General features: G+C 62.2%; 19 protein-coding genes. 12 read left to right on the forward strand and 7 right to left on the reverse strand.

Annotated features, from left to right (window positions below):
- The first annotated feature begins 24 nt into the window (after positions 1-24).
- The 9 genes from J2X19_RS00270 to J2X19_RS00310 all read left to right on the forward strand — a co-directional run bounded on the left by J2X19_RS00270 (position 25) and on the right by J2X19_RS00310 (position 9,402).
- A complete protein-coding gene (locus tag J2X19_RS00270) occupies positions 25-1,437 on the forward strand; it encodes a GNAT family N-acetyltransferase (RefSeq protein ID WP_116605776.1) in 1,413 nt (470 codons plus the stop codon).
- Between the two features lie 36 nt (positions 1,438-1,473).
- Complete coding sequence (locus tag J2X19_RS00275) at positions 1,474-2,325, forward strand: TatD family hydrolase (protein WP_310369586.1); 852 nt, start codon at positions 1,474-1,476, stop codon at positions 2,323-2,325.
- Positions 2,322-2,825 (forward strand): DNA-deoxyinosine glycosylase, encoded by a 504-nt coding sequence (locus J2X19_RS00280; protein WP_310369588.1) that lies wholly within the window; start codon positions 2,322-2,324, stop codon positions 2,823-2,825. Before J2X19_RS00275 ends, J2X19_RS00280 begins: the two co-directional genes overlap by 4 nt.
- Complete coding sequence (locus tag J2X19_RS00285) at positions 2,825-3,595, forward strand: class I SAM-dependent methyltransferase (RefSeq protein ID WP_310369590.1); 771 nt, start codon at positions 2,825-2,827, stop codon at positions 3,593-3,595. The genes J2X19_RS00280 and J2X19_RS00285 overlap by 1 nt, the downstream gene beginning before the upstream one ends.
- Positions 3,596-3,617: 22 nt before the next feature.
- A complete protein-coding gene (gene tfpB / locus J2X19_RS00290; RefSeq protein WP_310369592.1) occupies positions 3,618-5,402 on the forward strand; it encodes a type IV pilus assembly ATPase TfpB in 1,785 nt (594 codons plus the stop codon).
- Positions 5,403-5,561: 159 nt separating this feature from the next.
- The gene (locus tag J2X19_RS00295; protein ID WP_310369594.1) at positions 5,562-6,050 is read left to right on the forward strand and encodes a tripartite tricarboxylate transporter TctB family protein; all 489 of its coding nucleotides are present in this window, start codon (positions 5,562-5,564) and stop codon (positions 6,048-6,050) included.
- A gap of 9 nt (positions 6,051-6,059) precedes the next feature.
- The gene (locus tag J2X19_RS00300) at positions 6,060-7,571 is read left to right on the forward strand and encodes a tripartite tricarboxylate transporter permease (RefSeq protein WP_092758246.1); all 1,512 of its coding nucleotides are present in this window, start codon (positions 6,060-6,062) and stop codon (positions 7,569-7,571) included.
- 134 nt (positions 7,572-7,705) lie between these two features.
- A complete protein-coding gene (locus J2X19_RS00305; protein WP_310369597.1) occupies positions 7,706-8,593 on the forward strand; it encodes a DMT family transporter in 888 nt (295 codons plus the stop codon).
- A gap of 14 nt (positions 8,594-8,607) precedes the next feature.
- Positions 8,608-9,402: an SDR family oxidoreductase gene (locus J2X19_RS00310; RefSeq protein ID WP_310369599.1), complete on the forward strand. Its 795-nt coding sequence runs from the start codon at positions 8,608-8,610 to the stop codon at positions 9,400-9,402.
- Here J2X19_RS00310 and J2X19_RS00315 read toward each other — a convergent pair.
- From J2X19_RS00315 to rpmB, 7 genes are all read right to left on the reverse strand, one after another.
- Positions 9,396-10,679, reverse strand: coding sequence for a tryptophan--tRNA ligase (locus J2X19_RS00315; protein ID WP_310369601.1), 1,284 nt, complete (start codon positions 10,677-10,679; stop codon positions 9,396-9,398). The genes J2X19_RS00310 and J2X19_RS00315 overlap by 7 nt on opposite strands.
- Positions 10,680-10,689: 10 nt before the next feature.
- Entirely contained in the window at positions 10,690-11,358 is a 669-nt protein-coding gene (locus tag J2X19_RS00320) for a site-2 protease family protein (protein WP_310369604.1), read from the reverse strand.
- 26 nt (positions 11,359-11,384) lie between these two features.
- Complete coding sequence (locus J2X19_RS00325; RefSeq protein WP_092758241.1) at positions 11,385-12,020, reverse strand: L-threonylcarbamoyladenylate synthase; 636 nt, start codon at positions 12,018-12,020, stop codon at positions 11,385-11,387.
- Positions 12,021-12,030: 10 nt separating this feature from the next.
- Positions 12,031-12,948: a DMT family transporter gene (locus J2X19_RS00330; protein ID WP_310369606.1), complete on the reverse strand. Its 918-nt coding sequence runs from the start codon at positions 12,946-12,948 to the stop codon at positions 12,031-12,033.
- The gene (locus tag J2X19_RS00335) at positions 12,918-13,772 is read right to left on the reverse strand and encodes a 3',5'-nucleoside bisphosphate phosphatase (protein WP_310369608.1); all 855 of its coding nucleotides are present in this window, start codon (positions 13,770-13,772) and stop codon (positions 12,918-12,920) included. Before J2X19_RS00335 ends, J2X19_RS00330 begins: the two co-directional genes overlap by 31 nt.
- Before the next feature lie 118 nt (positions 13,773-13,890).
- The gene (gene rpmG, locus J2X19_RS00340; protein WP_076198758.1) at positions 13,891-14,061 is read right to left on the reverse strand and encodes a 50S ribosomal protein L33; all 171 of its coding nucleotides are present in this window, start codon (positions 14,059-14,061) and stop codon (positions 13,891-13,893) included.
- A gap of 11 nt (positions 14,062-14,072) precedes the next feature.
- The gene (gene rpmB / locus J2X19_RS00345) at positions 14,073-14,306 is read right to left on the reverse strand and encodes a 50S ribosomal protein L28 (RefSeq protein WP_077560348.1); all 234 of its coding nucleotides are present in this window, start codon (positions 14,304-14,306) and stop codon (positions 14,073-14,075) included.
- A gap of 496 nt (positions 14,307-14,802) precedes the next feature.
- On the opposite strand from rpmB, the gene J2X19_RS00350 reads away from it, so the two are divergent.
- From J2X19_RS00350 to J2X19_RS00360, 3 genes are all read left to right on the forward strand, one after another.
- Positions 14,803-16,140, forward strand: a complete 1,338-nt coding sequence (locus J2X19_RS00350; protein WP_310369616.1) for an integrase family protein — start codon at positions 14,803-14,805, stop codon at positions 16,138-16,140.
- Positions 16,141-16,234: 94 nt separating this feature from the next.
- Complete coding sequence (locus J2X19_RS00355; RefSeq protein ID WP_310369619.1) at positions 16,235-17,149, forward strand: hypothetical protein; 915 nt, start codon at positions 16,235-16,237, stop codon at positions 17,147-17,149.
- Positions 17,150-17,510: 361 nt separating this feature from the next.
- Positions 17,511-18,167: a Rha family transcriptional regulator gene (locus J2X19_RS00360; protein ID WP_310369621.1), complete on the forward strand. Its 657-nt coding sequence runs from the start codon at positions 17,511-17,513 to the stop codon at positions 18,165-18,167.
- Positions 18,168-18,705: the final 538 nt, after the last annotated feature.

The raw sequence follows: 18,705 nt of genomic DNA on the forward strand, positions 1-18,705 counted from the left end.
CGGGCACGGTCAAGGCGTAAAGCCATGACCACCCTGCAGAATACGCACGCCATTCCGCTGCGCAAAAGGGTGCGCAAGGGGCTGCATCAGGGGTTGCGCAAGGCGATTGCATTCCTGCCCCGGAAAATCCGTTTCTCGATTTACCGCTCGTTTGTAAATTGCGACTTGCACCCCGATGAGCGCCTGGTGCTGAAGATTGCCGACACCCAGGACGAGCTGGAAGCCTGCTTCAAGCTGCTGCACGACGCCTATGTGGCCAGCGGCTTCATGAAGCCCGACCCGTCGGGCCTGCGTGCCACCATCTACCACGCGCTGCCCACTACCACCACGCTGTGCGCCAAGTTCGATGGCGAGGTGGTGGGCACGATTTCGCTGATACGGCAAAGCGCATTCGGCTTCCCGCTGCAGGCCATCTTCGACCTGAGCGATATCCATGCCGAGAAGGGCAAGATCGCCGAGGTCTCGGCGCTGGCGGTGCACCCGAACTTCCGCAAGACCGGGGGGGCGATCCTGTTCCCGCTGATGAAGTTCATGTACCAGTATTGCAGTACCTTCTTCGACACCGCCCACCTGGTGATCGCGGTCAACCCCGACCGGATCGAGATGTACGAGTCGCTGCTGTTCTTCAAGCGGTTGCAGGCCCACGCGATCCAGAAATACGATTTTGCCAACGGGGCGCCGGCGGTGGGTGCGAGTTTGAATTTGACGACCGTGCCTTTGATATTTAAGAAAGTATATTCAGGCAAGAAAAAGAAAAAAGATCTGTATTTTTATTTTATTAAAAGCCGGATTAAAAATATTATCTTGCCAACCCGCCGGTATTTCACCACCAATGATCCGGTGATGACGCCGACCATGCTGGATTACTTTTTCAACCAGCGCACCCAGGTCTTCAAGAACCTCAGCGAGCGCGAGAAGATCCTGCTCGACTCGATCTACAACCTGCCCGAGTACAAGGCGGTGATCCCGCCGGTGGCGGCGTCGAGCGCGCCGGGGGGCGGCCTGCGCCAGCACCAGCGCTATTCGCTCAAGTGCCGCGGCCAGTTGGCGGTGGGCAGCGGTGCCGACGCCCGGTCGGTGGAGCTGCAGCTGGTTGAGCTGTCGGACGACGGTTTCCAGGCCCATTCGCGGTCGCGCTTGCCGCTGTTCATCTGGTCCCCTGCGCAGATCCAGCTGGGGGTTTCCGAGGCGTCCAGCCTGCAAGTGATGGCGGTACGCAGCGAGGCGCGCGGCGACGAGCACTACTACGGCTTCAAGCTGGCCGAGCCGGACCTGGCCTGGCGCAAGTTCGTCACCGCGCTACAGTCGGGCATCACCGCCAAAGATCTGGACAACGCCAGCTTGTTTCTGATGGGCCACCAGCCCGACTTCGACGCCACCACCGCGCCGCAGTATCTGGACGGCGTCGAGTTCGACGACACCGACCGCCGGCCTTAGCCACGGTGGCGAGGCTGGCGTTAAAGTCCACGCACTATGTGGATCGACACGCACTGCCATCTGGATGCTCCGGAATTTGGACCCAACCATGCTCTAGCGCTGGATCTGCGTGCGCAGGCAGCTATTGAAAATGTAGCGCTTTGCGTGCTGCAAGGCGTGATGGCCAGCAACTTCGACACGGTGCGGCTGCTGGCCCAGCGCACGCAGGACGCCTATGCGCTGGGCATCCACCCGCTGTTCGTGCCGCGCGCCCAGGATGGCGACCTGGACCTGCTGGACCAGGCACTGGCCCAGCACCGCGACGACCCGCGGCTGGTGGCGGTGGGCGAGATCGGGCTCGACTACTTTGTGCCTGCGCTGCAAGAGCCGGCCATGCTGGCGCGCCAGCAGCTGTTCTACCGCGCCCAGCTCAAGCTGGCCAAGAAGCACGGCCTGCCGGTGATCCTGCATGTGCGCCGCAGCGCCGACCATGTGCTCAAGCATTTGCGCGCCGTGGCCGGGCCGGGCGGCCGCTGGCTGGGCATTGCCCACGCCTTCAACGGCAGCCCGCAGCAGGCCCAGGCCTTTATCGATTTGGGGTTGAAGCTGGGCTTTGGCGGCGCCATGACCTTCGAGGCGGCAAACCAGCTGCGCCGCCTGGCCAGCAGCCTGCCGCTGGAGGCGCTGGTGCTGGAGACCGATGCGCCCGACATCCCGCCGCACTGGCTCTACACCACCGCCGCCCAGCGCGCGGCCGGCCAGGCCCAGGGCATCAATTCGCCAGTCGAGCTGCCGCGCATTGGCGCGGTGCTGGCCGGGCTGCGCGGTGTGGCGGTGGGCGAGATCGAGGCGGCGACCACGCGCAATGCGCTGGCCGCCTTGCCGCGTTTGCAGGCCTTGGCCGTATGACCCGGCTGGTCGGCTTGCCGCCGCTGGTATCGGCCGACACCCGGCTGGTGGTGCTGGGCAGCTTTCCGGGCGCGGCCTCGCTGGCGGCCCAGCAGTACTACGGCCACAAGCAGAACCAGTTCTGGCGCATATTAAGTGCCATTTATGCCGCTGACGCAGATACTATCTGCGCAAGCAGCTATGCATTCCGTAGCAACTGGATGCTTTCCAAGGGCGTTGGCCTGTGGGATGTGTATGCCAGCTGCGAACGCGAGGGCAGCCTGGACGCGCAGATCCGTAAAGCCGAAGTAAATGATTTTGTCGCCCTGCGCCAGCGCTGCCCCGGGCTGCAGGCCGTCGCGCACAATGGGGCCGAGAGTTTTCGCCACGCCGGCCAACTGGCCGAGCTGGGCCTGCCCACCGTCCGCCTGCCATCCACCAGCCCGGCCAATGCCAGCTGGAGTTTTGCGCGCAAGCTGGCCGCGTGGCGGGAAGTGTTTGAACAATATGGAATGATTTGATGGCCCGTAAATCTGCCGCCACGGCAACCTCCGCCCTGCCCGAAGTCAACTTTTGCGACTACGGCGATGTGCGCACCCTGCACCTGGGCACCGAATGGGTCCAGGGCTCGATGCTGCTCGACATGCCTTACGACATCGAGCTCGAATATGTGCAGCGCATGATGGCCTGGCTGCTGTTTGTGCCGCCCAGCAGCGTGGCCAAGCGGCATGCGATGCAGCTCGGCCTGGGGGCGGCGGCGCTGACCAAGTTTTGCCGCAAGAAGCTGCGCATGAAAACCACCGCGGTGGAGCTGAACCCGCAGGTGGTGTCGGCCTGCCGCTTCTGGTTCAAGCTGCCGCCCGATGACGAGCGCCTGCACATCGTGTTGGGCGACGCCGCGCTGAAGATCCAGAACAGCGACTGGGCCGCTACCGTGGACGCGCTGCAGGTCGACCTGTACGACCAGGACGCGGCCGCGCCGGTGCTCGACAGCGCCGACTTCTATGCCGACTGCCGCAAGCTGTTGACCGACGAGGGCTGCATGACGGTGAACCTGTTTGGCGAGGCCAGCAGCTACCCGGCCAGCGTGGAGAAGATCACCGCCGCCTTCGGTGCCGATGCGGTCTGGGCCTTCAAGCCCACGCGCGAGGGCAATACCGTGGTGCTGGCCCAGCGCACGGCCAGCCGGCCGTCGCGCGAGGACCTGCTGGAGCGGGCCGACGCCATCCAGACCCGCTGGGGCCTGCCGGCAGCCAAATGGCTGAAAGTCTTCAAACCCGTTGTAGCCTGATTTACCGAGAAGGGCGCCCGCCATGAAAGTTGCCACACCCGCGCTGGCCAAGACGGCCTACCAGGGCCCGGTCCACTGGCGTTTGCTGGTCGAATGGCTGGCCGAGGACGGTGTGATCGCCGCCGCCGAGCAGCAGCGCACCATCGCCCGCTGCTCCCAGGCCGAGAGCGCCCAGCCGGCCCTGGTGCGCCTGGCTAGCGTGGCCATGCAGCGCGCCAGCGACGGCAAGCCGCTGGACATCGAGATGCTGACCCAGTGGCTGGCGGGCCGCGCCGGCCTGGCGTATTTGCGCATCGACCCGCTGAAGGTCGAGGTCGGCAAGGTGGCCGACACCATGAGCGCCGTCTACGCCGAGCGCCACAAGGTACTGCCGGTGCAGGTCACCAGCTCCGAGGTGGTGGTGGCGACCAGCGAGCCCTTCCTGACCGACTGGATGGGCGAGGTGGAGCGCCAGTCGCGCCGCAGCGTGCGCCGTGTCGTGGCCAGCCCGCTGGAGATCCACCGCTTCACCGCCGAGTTCTATGCCTTGGCCAAGTCGGTCAAGGCGGTGCAAAAGGCCGGCGGCAATATCGGCGCCGGCAGCTTCGAGCAACTGGTCGAGCTGGGCCGCACCAACAAGCAGCTGGACGCAAATGACCAGGGCGTGGTGCAGGTGGTGGATTGGCTGTGGCAGTACGCCTTCAACCAGCGCGCCAGCGACATCCACCTGGAGCCGCGGCGCGAGCAGGGCGTGATCCGCTTCCGCATCGACGGTGTGCTGCACCCGGTCTACCAGATGCCCATGGGCGTGATGAACGCCATGGTGGCGCGCATCAAGCTGTTGGGCCGCATGGACGTGGTGGAAAAGCGCCGCCCACTGGACGGTCGCATCAAGACCCGCAATCCGCGCGGCGACGAGGTGGAAATGCGTTTGTCCACCTTGCCCACCGCCTTCGGCGAGAAGATGGTGATGCGGATCTTCGACCCCGACACCGCCGTGAAAGACCTGGACGCGCTGGGCTTCACCCCGCACGATGCGCAGCGCTGGGAGGCGCTGGTGAAACGGCCGCACGGCATCATCCTGGTGACCGGGCCGACCGGTTCGGGCAAGACCACCACGCTGTACTCGACGCTGAAGCGCGTGGCCACCGAAGAGGTCAACGTCAGCACGGTGGAGGACCCGATCGAAATGATCGAGCCCAGCTTCAACCAGACCCAGGTGCAGCCGCAGCTCGACTTCGGCTTCACCGAAGGCCTGCGCGCGCTGATGCGGCAGGACCCGGACATCATCATGGTCGGCGAAATCCGCGACCTGGCCACTGCCGAGATGGCGATCCAGGCGGCGCTGACCGGGCACCTGGTGTTCTCCACCCTGCACACCAACGACGCACCCTCGGCGCTGACGCGGATGATGGAGCTGGGGGTGCCTGCCTATCTGCTGAACGCCACCGTGCTCGGCGTGCTGGCCCAGCGCCTGGTGCGGACCCTGTGCAAGCAGTGCCGCGCGCCCGACGAGGCCCTGGCCCGCGAAACCCTGGGCGAGGCCATCAAGCCCTGGAAGATCAGCGCCAGCTACACGCCGTACAAGCCGGTGGGCTGTGTGGACTGCCGCATGACCGGCTTTCTGGGCCGCATGGGCGTGTACGAGCTGCTCACCGTGTCCGAGGCTTTCAAGAAGAAGGTGAACCAGAGCCCGAGCATCGACGAATTGCGCCGCCAGGCCGTGGCCGATGGCATGCGCCCGCTGCGCCTGGCCGGTGCTTTGCGGGTGGCCGAAGGCCTGACCACGCTGGACGAAGTGCTGTCCACCACCCCGCCGCTGGAGTGAACAGTTGCCCTTGGTAACCCAGGGGCAAGCGGCGGTCCGTACGTGGAATCCCTCACTCTTTTCCTAGGGTGAACCCGTGCCAGTCGCGCAAGAGCTTCCAACCATAATCGCCCCACTGATATTTTTGTCGCTGGTTGGTTATTTTTGGGAGATCCGTACGTGTTAATCAAAAGTCAGAAGGATTTTTTCTCCGGACTGATGTTCATGGGCGTGGGTGTGGCGTTCGCTTGGGGCGCTACCACCTACACCGTGGGCAGCGGCGCCCGGATGGGGCCAGGGTATTTCCCTCTGGTACTGGGTGTGGTGATGGCGATTCTGGGCGCGATCATCACCTTCAAGGCGCTGGTCACCGAGACCGAAGGCGGTGACAAGATCGGCAAGTGGGCCTGGCGCCCGCTGTTCTTCATCCTGGGCGCCAATCTGGCCTTCGGGGTGCTGCTGGGCGGCTTGCCCAGCATCGGCTTGCCCGCCATGGGCTTGATCATCGCCATCTATGCGCTGACCCTGATCTCGGCCAAGGCCGGCGAGAAGTTCGTCTTGCGCGACGTGTTGATTCTGGCCACCGTGCTCGCCATCGGCAGCTACCTCGCCTTTATCTTGCTGTTGAAGCTGCAGATCCAGGTCTGGCCCACATTCATTACCGGTTAAGGGATTCCCATGGATTTGCTAAGTAATTTGGCGCTGGGCTTCGGCGTCGCGTTCACCCCGATCAACCTGCTGTACGCGTTGATCGGCTGTATCTTGGGCACGCTGATCGGCGTGCTGCCCGGCATTGGCCCGGTGGCCACCATCGCCATGCTGTTGCCCGCCACCTATGCGCTGCCACCCGTGTCGGCGCTGATCATGCTGGCCGGTATCTACTACGGCGCGCAATACGGTGGCTCCACCACCGCTATTCTGGTCAACCTGCCAGGGGAGTCGTCCTCGGTGGTGACTGCGATTGACGGCTACCAGATGGCCCGGCAGGGGCGGGCGGGGCCGGCGTTGGCGGCTGCGGGTATAGGCTCGTTCTTCGCCGGTTCGGTGGGTACGCTGATTCTGGCGGCCTTTGCACCGCCGCTGACCGAAATCGCCTTCAAGTTCGGCCCGGCCGAATACTTCTCGCTGATGATTCTGGGCCTGATTGGCGCCGTGGTGCTGGCCTCGGGCTCCCTGCTCAAGGCTGTGGCCATGATTCTGCTGGGTCTGTTGATCGGCCTGGTGGGTACCGACGTGAACTCGGGTGTGGCGCGTTTCAGCTTCGATATCCCCGAGCTGACCGACGGCCTGGGCTTCGTGGCCATCGCCATGGGTGTGTTCGGCTACGGCGAAATCATCAGCAACCTGGCCCAGCCAGAGGACGACCGCGAGGTGTTCACCGCCAAGATCAGCGGCATGTTCCCGACCAAGCAGGATTTCAAGGACATGCTGCCGGCCATGCTGCGCGGTACCACACTGGGCTCGGCCCTGGGCATCTTGCCTGGCGGCGGTGCGCTGTTGGCTTCTTTCGCCAGCTATGCGCTGGAAAAGAAGATGAAGATGAAACCCGGCGAAATCGCTTTCGGCAAGGGCAATATCCGCGGTGTGGCAGGCCCTGAGTCGGCCAACAATGCGGGTGCGCAAACCTCTTTCATTCCGCTGCTGACGCTGGGTATTCCACCCAATGCGGTGATGGCGCTGATGGTGGGTGCGATGACCATCCACAATATCCAGCCTGGTCCCCAGGTGATGACCAGCAACCCCGAGCTGTTCTGGGGCCTGATTGCCTCCATGTGGATCGGCAACCTGATGCTGGTGATTCTGAACCTGCCGCTGATCGGCATGTGGATCAAGCTGCTGTCGGTGCCTTACCGCTTCCTGTTCCCGTCCATCGTGCTGTTCTGTGCGATTGGCGTGTACTCCACTAACAACAACACCTTCGACATCTGGCTGGTGGCGGGCTTCGGCTTCATCGGCTACCTGTTCAACAAGCTGGGTTGCGAACCGGCCCCCTTGCTGCTGGGCCTGATCCTCGGCCCGATGATGGAAGAAAACCTGCGCCGCGCCCTGCTGTTGTCGCGCGGCGACTGGAGCGTGTTTGTAACCCGTGGCCTGTCTGCCAGCCTGTTGGCGGTGGCGGCCCTGATGGTCATCATCGTGCTGCTGCCTTCGGTGAAGAGCAAGCGCGAAGAAGCCTTCGTGGAAGACTAAAGCTTTTCCTGCTCTCGCAAGACGGCACCTTCGGGTGCCGTTTTTTTTGGCGACGGCGGGATGCGCCAAACACGATGCTCGGGAATCGGCGATCAACCTAGAATAGGCTTCCAACGCACATCCTATCTGCACCAGTGGCTACAAAAAACATAGCGGGCGGCCTGCTGCTCGCACTCGTGGGCTCGATCGCCTTCAGCGGCAAGGCCATCATCGTCAAGCTGGCCTACCGCTACGGCGTTGATGCCGTCACCCTCATCATGTACCGTATGCTGTTTGCGCTGCCCATCTTCGCCGTCATGGCCTGGTGGTCCAGCCGCGGCAAAGCGGCGCTGACCGCCAAGGACTGGTGGGGCGTGCTGGGCCTGGGCTTCACCGGCTACTACCTGGCGAGCTTTCTGGACTTTGCCGGGCTGGGTTACATCAGTGCATCCCTGGAGCGCCTGATCCTGTACCTGAACCCGACCCTGGTGGTGGTGATGGGCTGGCTGCTGTACCGCAAGCCCATCACCCGTGTCCAGGTGCTGGGCATGGCGGTCTGCTACTGCGGCGTGGTGCTGGTGTTTGGCCACGAGATCAACCTGCAGGGCGCGAACGCTGGCCTGGGCGCCTTGCTGGTGTTCGGCAGTGCCGTCAGCTATGCGATCTACCTGGTATACAGCGGGCAGATGGTGCAGCGCCTGGGCTCCCTGCGCCTGGTCGGCCTGGCGACCACCGTGGCCTGCGTGCTGTGCCTGCTGCAATTCGTGCTGCTACGGCCCATGTCGGCCGCCCAGGTGGCGCCTGAAGTCATCTGGCTGTCGGTGCTGAACGCTACCGCCTGTACTGCCGCCCCGGTGCTGATGGTGATGATGGCTATCGAACGCCTGGGCGCTGGCCTGGCGGCCCAGATCGGCATGGTGGGCCCGATGTCCACTATCCTGATGGGTGTGCTGATTTTGGGCGAGCCGTTCACCGCCTGGGTGGCCGCCGGCACCGTGCTGGTGGTGTCCGGGATTTATGTATTTACCCGCAGTGGGCGTTGATCAAAGGAGTAATCATGGACTTGGGAATTTCTGGCCGTTGGGCCTTGGTGTGTGGGGCCAGCAAAGGCCTGGGCTGGGGCTGCGCACAGGCGCTGGTGCGCGAGGGGGTGAACGTGCTGATCGTCGCCCGCGGTGCCGAAGTCTTGGCCACGGCTGCTGCGAAATTGGTAGCTGACAACGAAGGTACTAGCAGCGCTAGCGTGCTTTTTTGTGCTGCAGATATCACCACGCCCGAAGGCCGGGCGGCGGTGTTCGCGATCCGCCAGGATTTCGATATCGTCGTCACCAACGCGGGCGGCCCGCCCACCGGCGACTTCCGCAGCTGGGACCGCGAAGCCTGGCTGAAAGCGGTGGACGCCAACATGCTGACGCCGATCGAACTGATCAAGGCCACGGTGGACGGCATGGCGGCGCGTGGCTTTGGCCGCATCGTCAACATCACCAGCAGCGCGGTGAAGGCGCCGATCGACGTGCTGGGCCTGAGCAATGGCGCGCGCAGCGGCCTGACGGGCTTTGTGGCCGGCGTGGCGCGCAGCCCGTTGGCCGGCCAGGGCGTGACCATCAACAACCTGCTGCCGGGCGCGTTCGACACCGACCGCCTGCGCGGCAATATGCAGGGCGCGGCGGCCAAAACCGGCAGCAGCGTGGACGCGGTCGCCGACGCCCGGCGCAAGACGATTCCGGCCCAGCGCTTTGGCACGCCGGAAGAGTTTGGCGCGGTCTGCGCGTTCCTGTGCAGCGCCCAGGCCGGTTACATCACCGGCCAGAACGTACTGGTCGATGGCGGCGCCTACCCCGGCACTTACTGAGCGTTCTTCAGGGCTTCCAGCGCCTGGGTGACTTCATCCAGGCCCACGCCCTCGGCAGGCTGCAGGCTACCCAGGGCGGCCAGGCCTTCGGCTTGCAGCTGGGCAATCGCCCGGCCGGCGTCCTTGGGCGCCTCGAAGCCGGCGCTGAGCAAGAGCAGGTGGCCGTGCGCATCGACCAGCTTGAAGTGGAACTTGCCGTCGGCTTCGCGGTACTGCTTGAAGCTGGGCAGTGCCGCTTTGGCCACCTTGGCCGACTTTTGCACCGCCTGGGCCCGCAGGTCGCGCAGGCCCACCGCGTGGCGCAGCTTGGCGATGAACGGGGTGGCGGTCTGGCGGGCCTTGGCGGCACCGGCCAGCAAGATGTCTTCCACCTGGCCAGGGTTGTCCATGTAGGACTGGTAGGCCTGGCGCATGGGCGCGATCTCGCGGTCTATGCGCTCGAACAACACCTGCTTGGCGTCGCCCCAGGCAATGCCGTCGGCGTAGGCCTGGCGCAGGCTGGTGGTCTCTGCTTCGCTGGCGAAGGCCTGGTAGATCTGGAACAGGGCCGAGCCCTCGGTGTCCTTGGGCTCGCCGGGTGCGCGCGAATCGGTGAGGATGCCGGCAATCAGCTTGCGCAACTCGGCCCGCGGGGTGAACAGCGGAATCGTGTTGTCGTAGCTCTTGCTCATCTTACGGCCGTCCAGGCCGGGCAGGGTGGCCACGGATTCTTCAATCAGCGCCTCGGGCAGCACGAAATGTTCGCCATACACATGGTTGAAGCGCTGGGCGATGTCGCGCGCCATCTCGATGTGCTGGATCTGGTCGCGGCCCACGGGTACCTTGTGGGCGTTGAACATCACGATGTCAGCCGCCATCAGCACCGGGTACATGAACAGGCCGGCGCTGATGTCGGCATCCGGGTCGGCTTGCGCGGCCAGGTTCTTGTCGACCGAGGCCTTGTAGGCATGGGCACGGTTCAGCATGCCCTTGGCGCTCATGCAGGTCAGCAGCCAGGTCAGCTCGGGGATTTCCGGGATGTCGGACTGGCGGTAGAAGGCCACGCGGTTCGGGTCCAGCCCGGCGGCCAGCCAGCTGGCGGCGATCTCCAGCGTCGAGCGCTGGATGCGTGCCGGGTCGTCGATCTTGATCAGCGCGTGGTAGTCGGCCAGGAAGTAGAAGCTCTCCACCCCCGGCGCCAGGCTGGCGCGTACCGAAGGGCGGATGGAGCCCACGTAATTGCCCAGGTGGGGCGTGCCCGAGGTGGTGATGCCAGTTAAAACACGTGAGGAAGTCATAAACAATTAATCAACGGATCAAGAAGGTCAGGGGGCTGAGCAGGATATCCAGCAGGCCGAAAGTCAGGCCCATCACCGGCTGCAGCCACAGGCTGCTGACGATGCCCGAAATCACCAGGGCCATCACGATGAAGAAACCCCAGGGTTCGATGCGTGACACCAGGGCGGCCTGGCGGTAGGGCAGCAGGCCGACCAGAATGCGGCCACCGTCCAGCGGCGGCAGCGGGAACAGGTTGAAGGCGAACATCACCACATTGACCAGCATGCCGGCCTTGCACATCCTGAGGAAAAATGGCTCGGTGATGCCCGCACCGACCAGCAGATACAGCAGCACGCCCCACAAAAAGGCCTGGATCAGATTGGCGCCCGGGCCGGCCAAGGCCACCCAGACCATGTCGCGCTTGGGATTGCGCAGGTTGCCGAAGTTGACTGGCACCGGCTTGGCATAGCCGAACAGGAAGGCGCCGGAGGTGGCGAAGTACAGCAGCAGCGGCATCAGAATCGTGCCCACCGGGTCGATGTGCTTGACCGGGTTCAGGGTGATGCGCCCCATGCGGTAGGCGGTGTTGTCGCCAAAATGGTGGGCGATGTACCCATGAGCGGCCTCGTGCACCGTGATGGCAAACAGCACGGGCAGGGCGTAGATGAGGACGGTTTGGATCAGGTATTGGATATCCACGGAGCGTATGTCTCAGGGCTTAGGGTTTAGAGGCCAATAGCAGCCAGGTCGCCCCGGCCCTGGCGCACCAGCACCGGGTCGCCGCCGGTGCCCATGTCGGTCAGGTCGATGACGGTGGTGGGCTCCAGGGGGCAGGCACCGGCATCCAGCACGGCGGCGATCTGGTGTTCGAAGCGTTCGCGTATGGCTTCGGCGTCGTTCAGCGGATCGGTTTCACCCGGAGGAATCAGGGTGGTCGCCAGCAGGGGCGCGCCATGCATCTCCAGCAGGGCTTGCAGGGTTTTGTGGTCGGGCACGCGCAGGCCTATGGTTTTGCGCGAGGGGTGGCTCAGGCGGCGTGGCACTTCCTTGCTGGCTTCCAGAATGAAGGTGTAGGGGCCAGGCGTGGCGGCCTTGAGCAGGCGGTACTGCTTGTTGTCGACCCGGGCGTAGTTGGCCAGCTCGCTGAGGTCGCGGCACAGCAGGGTCAGGTGGTGCTTGTCGTCCACTCCCCGGGTGCGGCGCAGCAGATCGGCCGCGGCCTTGTCGTCCAGATGGCAGACCAAGGCATAGCTGGAGTCGGTCGGCACCGCCACCAGCTTGCCTTGCCCCAGCAGGGCCACGGTTTGTTTGAGCAGGCGGGCCTGGGGATTGTCGGGGTGGATTTCGAAGTACTGTGCCATGGGTCGATTATCAGGATTCAGCCGGTTGGACAGAAATGCGGCTTTCCCGCACGGTCAGCCAGGCGCCGGCAGCGCCGCAGACCGCTACCAGCAGTATGCCCAGGGTCGCCCATTGGTCGGGCACATGGGAAAACACCAGCCAGCCGCCGAGCATGGCAAAGCCGATCTGCCCGTACAAAAACGGGGTCAGGGTGGCAGCCGGGGTGCGGGCATAGGCCAGGATCAGCAGGAAGTGGCCCACCGTGGCCATCAAACCCATCAGCAGCATGCCGCCCCATAGGCGCCAATCGTGGATGGGAACCCAGAAGAACGGTACCGCGATGGACGCCACCACGGTGCCGATCCAGCCGGTGTAGAAGTGCATGGTGAACGGGTCTTCGGTTTTGGCGAGACGGCTGGTCAGCACCTGGAACCAGGCATTGGTGGCTACCAGGCCCAGCGGCAGCAGGGTGGCCCAGCGGAAGGTATCGCCACCGGGGCGGATGATGATCAGCGTACCCACAAAGCCGCCCACGACCAGCATCCAGCGCAGGGCCGATACGCGGTCGCCCAGGAGGGCTGCCACCAGGGTGATCACCAGTGGGGTGATCATCACGATGGCGGTGAATTCGCCTACCGGCATGTGCTTCAGGCTCAGGAACGACAGCAGACTGCTGGTCAGCAGCAGCACGCCACGCAGGCATTGGAACCTGGGGTGCGCGGTGCGCAGCAGCGCCATACCGCGCAGCGGCAGCATGGCCGCGGTGGTGACCGAGGCCTGGAAGAGATAGCGTACCCACAGCGCCATCAGCAAGGGCACGCTGGCGCTGGTCCATTTGGTGGTGGTATCCAAGGTGGCAAAGCACGCGACCGCCACTGTGACCAGCGCAATGCCGGCCAGTGCAGATGCCGGGCGGCTCACTGGATGCGGTCCGCGAGCAACTCCCATACCGGCGTCAGATCGCCCGGCAGGTAGGGCAGGGTGCCCAGGTCGGTATGGCTCTCATCCGGGCTGTGGAAGTCGCTGCCGCGCGATGCGGCCAGGCCGAATTCCCGCGCCATGTCGGCGTATTCCACGTATTCGGCTACGGTATGGCTGCCGGTGACGACTTCGACCCCTGTGCCGCCATGGGCCTTGAATTCGCTGAACAGCGCGTACTCTTCGTTGGCGGAAAATTTATAACGGCCCGGGTGGGCGATCACTGCCAGGCCACCCGTCTGGGTGATCCAGCCGACCGCATCCTTGAGGGTAGCCCAGCGGTGCGGCACGTAGCCGGGTTTGCCTTCGGTCAGGTATTTGCGAAACACCTCGTAGGTGTCTTTGCAGACACCGGACTCCACCAAAAAGCGGGCGAAATGGGTGCGCGAAATCAACGCGGGGTTGCCTACAAATTTGAGTGCGCCTTCATAGGCATCGCGAATGCCCACCGTTGCCAGGCCGGCGGCCATTTCCATGGCCCGCGCGCCACGGCCGCCGCGCGTGGCTTCCAGGCCTTGCTGCATCAACGGGCTGCTGGCGTCAAAGCCCAGGCCAACAATGTGCACGGTTTCACCGGCAAAAGTGACGGAAATCTCGGCGCCGGTCAGGTACTTCATGCCGTGGGCCTTGGCGGCGGCGGCAGCGCGTTGCTGGCCACCCACTTCGTCGTGGTCGGTCAAAGCCCAGAGCTCGACTCCGTTGGCGCTGGCGCGGGCGGCGAGTTGTTCGGGCGTCAAGGTGCCGTCGGAGACGACCGAGTGGCAATGGAGGTCGGCGTTGAGTATGGAGGTCACAATCTGATTTTAGGCGCTATGGGTTTTCCCTGCCCCCGGTGGCGCCAAATCTGCGGGCCATAAAAAAACCCGCCGGGTAAGAGCGGGTTTTTTCGTGCGACTGGAAGACCAGGCTGAATTACTTCAGCTTGATTTCCTTGTAGTCCACATGCTTGCGAGCTTTGGGATCAAACTTGCTGATCAACATTTTCTCGGGCATGGTTTTCTTGTTTTTGGTCGTGGTGTAGAAGTGCCCCGTACCTGCTGTGGATTCCAGCTTGATTTTTTCGCGTCCGCCTTTGGTTGCCATGATTCAGCTCCTTATGCTTGGCCACGTGCGCGCAAATCGGCGAGCACAGAGTCGATGCCATTTTTGTCGATCAAACGCAGACCGGCGTTGGAGATGCGCAAGCGGATCCAACGGTTTTCTGTTTCGACCCAGAAGCGGCGGTATTGCAGGTTCGGCAGGAACCGACGTTTGGTTTTGTTGTTGGCGTGGGAGACATTGTTCCCAACCATTGGGCCTTTGCCCGTGACTTCACATACGCGTGCCATGAGGACACTCCAATCAGAGCCGTGGTGGCGTGAAAGCTACCCCGGCCAATTAACGGCGAATCGCCGCACCTCGCCACCTAAGCGGTGGCGGTAAAAGTAATTTACCGAGCCCAATTGGCGCCCGAAAGCACCAGCCAAATTCAGTAAAGCCCACGATTATAGCCTTGTCCGGGAAATTCTTGCTGAACTGGCTTGGGGGCATGATTTTTGGCATGAAAAAGCCCGCTACTTTTGGGGTAACGGGCTTCTTGGTATGTGGTGCCGGAGAGATGAATCGAACACCCGACCTTCTCATTACGAATGATGGGATACGCATATTCTCCCTTGTTGATTGATGTTGCTACAATCAATATAAATCAACAGCTTATAGACTTTTAACTGGTCAAATTAACAGTCTAGGTGTTGATCGATATTCGTCAAAATAGTGCAAAAGTGGCTACATGGTGGCTACATGGTGGCTACATGGTGGCTACATGGATCGACAAAGGGGCAAGTGATGGCAAGACCAAAGAAGGACGCAGTAGTCGATCTGCGAGATGCGCATGAGCTTACGGCTGGGTTAATCGAGCGGCTGACCTGCCCGGCTGACAAAGCCCAGGCGTTCCTACGTGATGCCAAGTCCCCCGGCTTGCGTGTGCGCGTTACGGCAGCGGGCGCCAAATCGTTTGTGTTCGAGGCCAAGCTGAACCGACAGACCATCCGCCGCACCATTGGCGACGTGCGCGCCTGGAGCATTGAGGCTGCCCGTACCGAGGCGAACCGATTGCGCGTCACGTTGGACGGAGGTACAGACCCCCGCGAGGTGGAGCGCCAACAGTTGGCAGACCTGGCCGCGACGAAAGCCGCTACCGCTGCCCAGGCGGTGACTGTGGGCGACGTTTGGCCGCGTTACCTGGCAGAGGGCAAGCCCAAGCGCAAAGACGCATTCAAGCCTGGTTACCGTGCCGACCTTGAAGCGATGGCTTCGCCCGGTGGTCAAAGGAAAAAGCGAGGCAAAGGCTTAACGCGTCCGGGGCCGCTATTCCCGCTGTTGGCGTTGGCGCTGGCCCAGGTGGACGAGGACGCGCTGAAAAGTTGGTATGACCGTGAGGCCCTGGCCGGCAAGCACCAAGCTGCCCGTGCACTGATGATGTTCCGCGGTTTCCTGCGCTGGGCCTCTGCCCGGCCTGAATATCGCGCCATGGTGGATCGCGATGCGGGCAAAGCTGCTGCCATTGTCGAAGTGCTACCTGGTAACACTCGCCGTACTGATGCTCTTGAGGCTGCTCAGTTGCCGGGCTGGTGGTCGGGTGTGACCCAGCTGAGCAACGTTACAGCCAGCGCCTATCTGCGTGCCATGCTGCTCACCGGCGCGCGCCGCGAGGAAATGGCCGCGTTGAAATGGGCAGACGTGGATTTTCAGTGGCGCAAACTGACTATTGCCGACAAGGTCGATGCGACCCGGACGATTCCGTTGACCGACTATCTGGCGTGGCTGCTGGCCAGCCTGCCCAAGGTCGGGCCGTATGTCTTCGCCAGTGCCAGCAAGTCCGGTAGGTTGACCGATACTCGCGCCAGCCATGCCAAGGCGTTGCAAAGCGCTGGTATTGAAAGTTTGACCATCCACGGGTTGCGTCGGTCGTTCTCGCTGCTCGGCGAAGCCGCGGGTGCGCCGGCTGGCGCTATTGCCCAGGTCATGGGGCACAAGCCAAGCGCCACCGCCGAGGGCTACCGCCCGCGTAGTGTGGATGCTCTGCGCCCGTTCCTGGCTTGTATCGAATCGCACATTCTTGAACAGGCAGGGGTGGCATTTGTGGCCGGCGCTGAGCCGGGCAAACTGCGTGCTGTAGCTTAATGTTTTGCCCCAGCTAGGTTTAGCGGCTGAAAAGCGGGAACCTTCACCCGCCTGCTGGGGCTTCTATTTGAAGTGACACCTTGAAGGGGTGCGGATGTCGGTATATACGGTTCCTGTTGGTACGACAGTTATTTCTGTAGGCAAACTGCTGCAATGGATTGCCGAACAAGTGATACCTGTAGTTGAAGTGCCTTCAAGCCTGGGGGATCTGACAAAACAGATGCTTCTCGGAAGAAATGATCAGGGCTTGGACCATTGGCAGGACCAGCCGCTGGCGCTTGAGGACTGGGCGATATTGGATCGCGTATGGAAGGGCTTGCCAGACGTGCTCAGCGTCGATCAGTTGGAATGGCCGGCATACAAAGGTGCCTTTGAGCGATGGAAGCAGGCCAACCCGGAAGATGCACCGCCTTGGAGACCTGCGGCTATCTTCGTAGACCAAGTTGGAACAGACCAAATTAAGCGTAGTAACGTGTTCAATACTCATTATTGGGTATTGGATGGCAGGCTTAAGTCTGGCGAGACCCGAGGGATTTCGGAAGACCGTGTGGAGACGCGTCAGATGGGACCAGGTGTGTTACTGCCAGTTGCAGAGGCCAAAGCCTACCTGGAGCAAGCTGGGTTTACGTTGGAAGTTGGGACGATACCCGCGTCAGCACAGAGCTCCGCAGCGCCCGCGCCTGCGGTGGGGCTTGACTATTCGCTACTGGCAACCCCGGCCGAATTATTAGACGCATTTGGAAAATGGGGAATGCAAGCCGCCTGGTTTAGTGACCTTAACAGCCGTAAATGGCTACACGACTCGCGCCGCCGAACTGGCCAAGGCCAACGTGGACACACCATCGAACCTTTGTTTTGCCCGTTTGAGGTGATGAATGGATTGATTAGAAAAGTCCGTAAAGAAAAGCGCCTGCAACCAGATACAGCGTGGCGAACGCTAGAGCACAAATTTCCAAAGGTCTACGCAACATTTGAAAACCACGACCCTCGCGACCGGACCAGGGGTTAACTGAGAACTGACCGGGTGACACAAACCCGGACGCAAGCTATCGGACAGGGTTTTCCCAATGGTAGGGGGGACCGTCTCGACTGGGTATTGACGCACTAAAAAACCCTGACTTCGAAATGCAACCATGTTCAACAAACCGAGAGGTTTACGCCATGGCCGCAATCACTTTTAAACCCACTGCGCTGGAGCATGAGACCCGCTCCGCATTACCTACACCAGAGGCCGCATTCCACTTAAGCAGAGCGCAGCAAACGCTTAGATTGTGGGCAATGCGTGAAGATGGTCCATTGCGCCCGATGCGTATCCATGGTCGTCTTGCATGGCCTGTGGCCGAGCTCCGCATTTTGCTGGGCGTAGCAGCATGAACGCGATCACCATCCAACCCCTACCGCTGGTCATCAAGGACATGCCCCGCGTCGATAGCCGCTTGCTGGCTGCCAACATGCACAACCAGCACCGAACCACGGTGGCGTTGATCGACAAATACCAACCAAACCTTGCTGCATTCGGTAAGGTGCTATTTCAAATCGCACCTTCGGCCGACGGCAAGACCGGGCAGAAAGAACGCGTTGCTCTGCTCAACGAGGACCAGGCGTTCTTCCTTGTGGCATTGTCCCGCAATACCCCACGCGTGGTGGAGTTGAAAGGCAAGCTGGTGAAGGCATTCGCCGAGGCCCGCCGCGCCGCCCAGGTGCACACCACGGAATACCTGCCCGGCTACCACGAGCTGCACGATCAATTCCACGCCCTGGCCGTTGGTTCGCCGAATGAGCGTTTCGTGCACATGAATCTGAACAAGCTGGTTAACCGCGTGGTGGGCATCGGCTCGGGGCAACGTGGTGACCTGACAGCCCCGAAGCAGTCTCTGATGGTTGTGGCGCAGGATCTGGCCACCAGGGCAATGCACGGTGCGGCAAACCACCATGAAGCCTATGCCTTCGTCAAGGCGGTATTGATCAACCTGGGCCGTGTGCTGGAGGTGTCGAATGAGCCATCCAGAAGCCAACCCCGGAAATGAAAAATTTCTTGTACTGCCTCCAAGGAATCTAGAAAAGCACTCAACAGCGCGAAGTCTGCCAGCGCCAATGCCCAGCACAAGCGGATTATTCAGGTGCTGCGCCGGCGACCGAAACCTCCTATGACCTGCGTCGCATCGGTTGCTACCAGTGCCGCACACTGATCAAAGAATTGCGCGAAAATTTCAATTTTGAGATTCGCACCGAGCGCGTGGCCATTTTCGATCGCGATGGTTTCTAGAGGGGTGAAATCCTCTCCAAAATTCACACCTCGTGCGTAGGGGAGGCCTTCGGGTGAATTCCCCCTGCATGCCTGTTTTCCAGCTACCGGGAATTAGAGAAAATGAGCGCCAAAAGGTCGAAAAAGAGCAAACGGGCCGCGCGGTACATGCGTCAGCAAGGAAACGCAGACCTAGGTCATTGCTCAAGGCTACGGAATGCTGCGCCGGGTAGGACTCAAAGCCGGTCGGAACAAACATGAGATTTTTTCGGCGACTGAACCCATGATTGCGACCAAGCTGATCGTGAATAGAAAACCGT

Origin of the sequence: Rhodoferax ferrireducens (assembly GCF_031458075.1) — a bacterium.
Lineage (GTDB): Bacteria > Pseudomonadota > Gammaproteobacteria > Burkholderiales > Burkholderiaceae_C > Rhodoferax_B > Rhodoferax_B ferrireducens_A.

Bases quoted from the DNA above. Each gene is read 5' to 3' on its own strand.
- J2X19_RS00315 (WP_310369601.1), bottom strand. From the start codon at position 10,679: ATGACTTCCTCACGTGTTTTAACTGGCATCACCACCTCGGGCACGCCC.
- J2X19_RS00275 (WP_310369586.1), top strand. From the start codon at position 1,474: ATGTGGATCGACACGCACTGCCATCTGGATGCTCCGGAATTTGGACCC.
- J2X19_RS00285 (WP_310369590.1), top strand. From the start codon at position 2,825: ATGGCCCGTAAATCTGCCGCCACGGCAACCTCCGCCCTGCCCGAAGTC.
- J2X19_RS00355 (WP_310369619.1), top strand. From the start codon at position 16,235: ATGTCGGTATATACGGTTCCTGTTGGTACGACAGTTATTTCTGTAGGC.
- J2X19_RS00350 (WP_310369616.1), top strand. From the start codon at position 14,803: ATGGCAAGACCAAAGAAGGACGCAGTAGTCGATCTGCGAGATGCGCAT.
- rpmB (WP_077560348.1), bottom strand. From the start codon at position 14,306: ATGGCACGCGTATGTGAAGTCACGGGCAAAGGCCCAATGGTTGGGAAC.
- J2X19_RS00330 (WP_310369606.1), bottom strand. From the start codon at position 12,948: ATGGGAGTTGCTCGCGGACCGCATCCAGTGAGCCGCCCGGCATCTGCA.
- J2X19_RS00300 (WP_092758246.1), top strand. From the start codon at position 6,060: ATGGATTTGCTAAGTAATTTGGCGCTGGGCTTCGGCGTCGCGTTCACC.
- J2X19_RS00310 (WP_310369599.1), top strand. From the start codon at position 8,608: ATGGACTTGGGAATTTCTGGCCGTTGGGCCTTGGTGTGTGGGGCCAGC.
- J2X19_RS00360 (WP_310369621.1), top strand. From the start codon at position 17,511: ATGAACGCGATCACCATCCAACCCCTACCGCTGGTCATCAAGGACATG.
- J2X19_RS00325 (WP_092758241.1), bottom strand. From the start codon at position 12,020: ATGGCACAGTACTTCGAAATCCACCCCGACAATCCCCAGGCCCGCCTG.
- tfpB (WP_310369592.1), top strand. From the start codon at position 3,618: ATGAAAGTTGCCACACCCGCGCTGGCCAAGACGGCCTACCAGGGCCCG.
- rpmG (WP_076198758.1), bottom strand. From the start codon at position 14,061: ATGGCAACCAAAGGCGGACGCGAAAAAATCAAGCTGGAATCCACAGCA.
- J2X19_RS00270 (WP_116605776.1), top strand. From the start codon at position 25: ATGACCACCCTGCAGAATACGCACGCCATTCCGCTGCGCAAAAGGGTG.
- J2X19_RS00280 (WP_310369588.1), top strand. From the start codon at position 2,322: ATGACCCGGCTGGTCGGCTTGCCGCCGCTGGTATCGGCCGACACCCGG.